Raw genomic sequence first — 6,040 nt, 5'->3', positions numbered from 1 at the left:
GTAGGCCAGCAGGAGTTCGACTTCTTGCTGGTAGAATAAGGCTTCTTCCTCCGATAGGGCATTCAAGGCCGCGCCGATAAAGCGCTCTCGGTGTGAAGCCTTCGCGAGCCCTTCGAGAGCGAAAACAATAATCATTCTATGCCGGGGACTGTACGACGGATGAGCCAGAAACTGATCGCTCAATCCTTCATTGATCTGCATGGCCTTCAACTTCTTTTCGCTGAGACTGTACAGATCCGACGGCCCCTGTTCCTCAAGAACTTGATTCAGCATTTGTACGGTTGTGAGCGAAGTCAACATCAAAGGCACTGGGTTTGGTACGGGAACCAACATCAAGGCAAAGGTGGTGGCATATCCGACCACATGCGCCCACGCGGCGCGATCCAATTGATGCTGGAGGATTGGATTCGTCGAGTATGGATCCACATGGTAATGAGCGGCAATACGGCGCTTATACGCGGATACTTGGGCAAACGATTCAACGCTGTTGTCTTCATAGGGCCCCGCCTCATACGAAAGACTGTCCTTGGACGTTTCGATCAGCCGTGAGATTCCCAATGGAATTCCGGCAAGAGTCTGCACGGGCTTCGAAGCAAGGCGTCCAAGAGCTTTGAGAGGAGTGATCCATTCATTAACCGCGGCCTCGGTCGTCAGTCCGGCGAGGTTGCGTTTTTGCAAATCGGCGATGGCATGTAGCTCCCGGCGCAGGCGAACAAACATCGTGTCGCCTCGAACGAAAAATGGACCGTACGGAGACGACACGGAATATACATTCGTGTACCCATCGTGAAGAATCGGATCCTCGACGCGGTACTCCGGGCCTGCGATAAGATCCGGTCCCAGTACTTGCTCGGCCGGTCGTTCTTCCGGTAATTCGTATGGCGCTCCCCATGAGTCCATGACGCTAAGCAGGCCAAGAATGAAAACCGCGAGGATAGAGCAAGCCGGCCAAGCCCTTCTGGGGAGATCAGAGTTCGTTTTTAGGGTGAAACACCATAATGGCAGGACAGTCAACGCCTCATTAAAGGTGTCTCGGACACTGTCCAGAAGCGAGCCCACACTGAATCGATACGTTGCCATTAGTAGAGGTATTTCAGGATTACCGGTTGACTATTTGCGGGGTTGACGCCGATACACACAAGGAAATCGGCTCCGATCCAATCCCGGTAAGAGCATGTTGTGATCGAGCAGCTGATCGTTTCTTGAGCGGGAATTCCTTTTGGAGTCACCACACCGATAGGACGACGAGCGGCCTTCCTCCTGGCCCCGCGTACATTCAGAGATTCTTTCTGAGCCGGACGACCTTCCCCCACACGGCGTCCTGGCTCGTCACGGGGATGTCGGCATACTTCCGGTTCAATGGGTGGAGTATGCATTGAGCACCGATGCGTTTCACTTGGCGAAGGAGCATGGCTTCCGAGTCTCCATCCCGATGGCGGGCAATCACATAGTCGTCGTGTTTCCACTCGAGATCCGGATTGACAAAAATCATTTCCTCCTTGCTGAACAAGGGCTCCATCGAATCGTCTTGGACTTTCACGGCGAACGTGCGCGTCCCCGACACGTCGGTCGCCTCGATCATCGCCTCGGCATGGAGCACCTCGGGAAGGATTTCTCTTGTTGCAATCTGATGCATTTGGTCCCAGCGCAGCAGCGGAAATTGTTGGATTCGACCAGCCGTGGACTGATGAGCATTGACCGGCAGCTCGACCGTCGTTCGCGCGCGCGGCGATATGCCGGTGCGCAAGAAGTCCGCGTCCATCCGAAAATACTTCGCGAACTTCTCCCAGACCTGGGGGTCGTCTTGAGTTTTATTGGCAAGAATATTCGTGATCGTTCTGATAGGAACTCCGACCAGCGAAGCCAATTCCTTTTCCGTCAAGCCTTCGCCTAATTCTCTGTGGATGAGGCCTTTAAGATTCAAAGTAAAGACTCTCGCTCCAATGATTCGGCCGGAGCATTCGATACAGAATCAACAAACTCGTTGGGTGAAATCCCGTGGCGCCGTCCTCCCGGGATGTCGTTTGATCTTTCTCCAATACCACGACTCTCTTGCTTTCTCAAGAAGGGAGCCAGGCGTGGCGTCACTGCGACCAGCGATCGGGGCAGTACTCCTGCAGGAGCTCAATCCGTTTTCAGCGCATTTTCCAGGTCGGCGATCACATCCTCAATATCCTCGCAACCGACCGAGATTCTCACGAGCCCGCTTGTGATTCCCTGTCGCTCCATGATGTCTGCCGGTGTCGCGACATGGGTCATCGATGCCGGATGCTCGATCAACGTATCGACTGTGCCCAAAGACACCGCCAACGTGCAGAGCCTCAGTCTCTTCAACAGCCGCTTGGCCGCCTCAAGTCCGTCGGCCAGCTCGAAACTGAAGCAACCGCCGAAGCCGGTCATTTGTCGGATCGCCACGGGGTGGCCGGGGAACGTGGGATCGCCGGGATAGTATATCTTGCTGACTTTTGGAAGACCGGCCAGAAATTCGAAGAGCTTCATCGCGTTGTCGTGATGCCGTTGCATGCGCAATGAAAGAGTCCTGATGCCCCGCAAAAGCAAATAGGCCTCGAACGGGCTCAGAATGCCGCCGGTGTCGCGGCGATACGTACGAATCTTGGCGGCCAGTTCAGAGCGAGCCACGACGATCCCTCCGATCACGTCGCCGTGTCCGTTCAGATATTTCGTCGCACTATGGAGGGAAATATCCGCGCCGAGATCCAACGGCCGCTGAAAATACGGGCTGGAAAAGGTGTTGTCCACGAGCGTCAAAATCTCTTTAGACCTGGCCAGTTCGGCGAGGGCTCGGATATCGGAGATCTTGCATGTGGGATTGGCGGGAGTTTCGTAAAAAATAATCCTCGTGTCGTCTCGGATGGCGTCTTCGACGGCCTGCACGTCGGATGTATTGACGACTGACGACGCGATTCCCAGATCGGCCAAACGTTGTGTGATCAAATGGAGGCTGGGACTATACAGCGCTTCCCCGCAAATCACATGATCGCCCGCTTTCACAACACTCAACAAGCTGGCCTGAATGGCCGCCATCCCAGACCCAAAGGCCACCGCTGCCTCTCCGTTTTCCAAATCAGCGACCACCTGCTCGACGGTTTCGACCGTCGGATTTCCCATTCGGCTGTAGACGTGCCCGGCTCGACGTCCCAAAAACAGATCGGCACCTGTTTCGGGAGAATCGAACGCAAACGTTGACGTGAGAAAAATCGGCATCGCATGGGCGTTCATGGGTTTCGTCTTCCCGTCGGCGTGCAGTTGTCTCGTGGTAAATCCGTGCATGAACGGCTCCTCTACTCTATATGTGCTCTTCCATTTTCGTCAGCGCTGGGTCAGCGTCCGGTCGATCCCGTAGCTCATTGACTCCCATGTCGATCTCATAAAGCCTCTCGTGGCACCGAGGATCCAAGTAGCGCGGCGTCACGCCGAGTTGTATGGCCACACCGTTTTCTTTCTCCATGATCGAATCTTCCACTGCGCATTCTTATAAGTCTCATCCCTTCAACACACCTCGCAAAACACCTAGTGGCAATATTCCTTCGATGCTGTGGGCAGTGTAGGCCCTCTGCTGAATCCGAACAGGTTGATCCGGTCACCATCCTCGTAAGGTCGAAGAATGTGAAGACATTCGTCTCATCGGTGACGTGCCAATGTTGGGGTCCCCTTGAAAATCGGATGACTCCACGTACCGTCGGTGCAGAAGGCGACCTTGAGCGTGGTGTATTGGAAGACGAGCTGGGTCTTACGCGAGCTGATCCAGTGCCTAGATCGCATTTGGAATGACGATCTGATCAGCCAGTTGATAGAACAAGCACACGAGTCGATGCCAGCGTAATTAAGGATAGGCTTCCCGGACGAGCGTAACCCAGAGGGAGTGATCGGTGAAGGTAAAGAGTCAACTGACGAAATGGTAATTCTTAGGTTTTGGGGCGGAGCCGCTCGATCAGCTCCTCATACACAGAGCGGCGATGACCTACCGCCATCAGGCGAATGATGCGTGTTTTTTCATGAACGGCATAGACGATGCGAAAACGCCGAACACGATACTTTCCCAGCCCGTCCAATTCCCGCTTCAGTGGCTCTCCACATGCGGGATTGGTGGCAATGGAGCGAATAGCTGATTTAATGAGTTGCTTGAGGTCGGGATGGAGCGAGCGAATCACGTCCGCCACATGCGGAGGGATGTCCGGCCGAAAGGAGATCACGCCGTGCGACGCTTCTTGATGGGCGCGAGAGGCTCGCCGAACACGTCTTCAAACGAGAGTCCTTTGCGTTTCGCTGTGTAAAAGGCCCGGCTTTCGGCGATCTGGCTCATGAGTCCAGAATCGCTTAGGACATCCAACGTCTCTTTAAGGCGGGTATATTCATCGATATTCATCAAAATAGCAGCCGGGCGGCCGTTCTTCGTGACGATGACTTCCTCTTCACGCTCTTGAACTCCTGCCACGAGCTCAGGGAGGCGGGTTTTCACTTCGGACAGCGGCAAGATTTTTGCCATAGGAGACCTCTAATATATGTGACCAGAATTGTGGTCTTTATATTACAGCGACCGCTCAGGTGCGTCAATGAACCGACTTGCGGGCTTCTCATGAGTAAACCTAGCAGCATCCCAGATACACCTGTGCCCGCTACCATGCTAGGCCACTTAAGGAAGCTCAACCGAGGTCGTGCTACTTTTCGGATATGAGTGCTCGGGGTCTTTATCCGTTACGATTGATGGACCGGTTCACGGAAGAGGTTGGCGGCTTTCAGAAGTGTGCGCATGGAGGCAGGAAGTTGAGCCGCGGTGGCCAGGACGACGCCGAGTAAATCTTTCGCCGCGCGGCGATTGGCCGATTTGCGTTCCCGTCGGCGATCAAAGGCTTGCGCCCCGCGGAGAATGTATTCTTCGGTGAGGTAGCCGGTCCGTAACGTCAAGAACGCGCTACCCATCCCTTGCAACAGCGCATGAATGAGGAGGTGCATGCCGGGGATGGCGGACATGACGCCACCTCCGACCGACGCGCTCAAGGGAGGAAACACATCCTCCAGTTGCATGTCTTCGACCCGTTCCGCGATCAATGCCGCGGCCAGGATTTGTCCATACATCGTCAACAGCGCGGGAAACGACGGCCGAAAGCCGAAGTGGATGACGAGCGCGCGCACAAGTTTGAGGTTGGCATAGGCCAGCATCAGTGCATCTAAGCTGCCGTTTTGGATGACGGCCGTGCTGAGGAACGCCAACCGCGCATGGTCTTTTACGATCTGGCTGGAGCGCGCACGTTTCTCATCGAGCGCAGCTTTCACCTCCTGCTCTAACCCAACACCGGACCACAGCGACTCTGTTAACCTTGTCGTGACCTCAGCCGACAGACCGCCGCCCTGCAGGAAGCGCTTGGCTACAGCCTTATATTCCTTCTTGGTGACGCTGCTATCGGTGAGGAGCACGCGCTGAAGCGGGTGCGTGGTCATGCTGATGACAGACAGCACTGGCCTGATCAGCAGGCCATAGATGGCGCAGAGGACAAGCATGTAGAACGCGAATTCCAGAGCAGGATGGAGGCGGCTGAGGCGCTCGCCGATATCCAGCACATTGGCAAGGACGACAAGGCCTAAGAAAAGAAGGGTGCCGAGTCCGACCAGCGCCCAGAATGGTGGTTTCCATCGAGGACCGGCGCGGAGGGCCTGGTTTGCTGGATCGAACATGTATGGTGGCCCTCTCGGTCTGCCTCGATCGATTCGATTGGCCGACGCGAGATCGCGCCGAGATTGACGACTCTCTTCAGTGTGTCATCCTACCGAATGCAGGTATTCCATTCAAGGCCGGCTATCGATACGAGGGTGGTCGGGAATTGGTAGGATTACTGCGCTCGGAGCTTTTCGACTAGCCGACGCAGTCGTTCACGCTGAACCGGTCGTAGGTGCAGGAATTCCAGCCCGAACACATGTCCTCGTACCCATCGAACGACTGCGTGATCTATGTGCATGCGCCAGCCATAGTCCGGTACAACGAAGTGCTTGCACCCTCAGATACATCGCGGTACTTTCAAGT

General features: G+C 55.2%; 7 protein-coding genes. All 7 read right to left on the bottom strand.

What is annotated here, in order from left to right:
- A partial coding sequence (locus ACOSYY_RS06285; RefSeq protein ID WP_421661412.1) for a hypothetical protein occupies nt 1-900 on the bottom strand: 900 nt, incomplete at its 3' end.
- Nucleotides 901-1,276: 376 nt separating this feature from the next.
- Entirely contained in the window at nt 1,277-1,924 is a 648-nt protein-coding gene (locus ACOSYY_RS06280; RefSeq protein WP_421661411.1) for a S24 family peptidase, read from the bottom strand.
- A 200-nt stretch (nt 1,925-2,124) separates the two neighbouring features.
- Nucleotides 2,125-3,291 carry a trans-sulfuration enzyme family protein gene (locus ACOSYY_RS06275; protein ID WP_421661410.1) on the bottom strand — a complete coding sequence of 389 codons (1,167 nt, stop codon included), beginning with the start codon at nt 3,289-3,291 and terminating at the stop codon, nt 2,125-2,127.
- A gap of 16 nt (nt 3,292-3,307) precedes the next feature.
- Nucleotides 3,308-3,469, bottom strand: coding sequence for a hypothetical protein (locus ACOSYY_RS06270; protein ID WP_421661409.1), 162 nt, complete (start codon nt 3,467-3,469; stop codon nt 3,308-3,310).
- Between the two features lie 457 nt (nt 3,470-3,926).
- On the bottom strand, nt 3,927-4,214 hold the full coding sequence (locus ACOSYY_RS06265; protein ID WP_421661407.1) for a type II toxin-antitoxin system RelE family toxin: 288 nt from the start codon (nt 4,212-4,214) through the stop codon (nt 3,927-3,929).
- Entirely contained in the window at nt 4,211-4,507 is a 297-nt protein-coding gene (locus ACOSYY_RS06260; protein WP_421661406.1) for a type II toxin-antitoxin system Phd/YefM family antitoxin, read from the bottom strand. Before ACOSYY_RS06260 ends, ACOSYY_RS06265 begins: the two co-directional genes overlap by 4 nt.
- A 209-nt stretch (nt 4,508-4,716) precedes the next feature.
- Entirely contained in the window at nt 4,717-5,694 is a 978-nt protein-coding gene (locus ACOSYY_RS06255; RefSeq protein WP_421661405.1) for a DUF697 domain-containing protein, read from the bottom strand.
- Between the last annotated feature and the right edge of the window lie 346 nt (nt 5,695-6,040).

It is taken from the genome of Nitrospira sp. BLG_2 (assembly GCF_049222245.1).
This window is presented reverse-complemented; position numbering and strand designations above follow the sequence as displayed.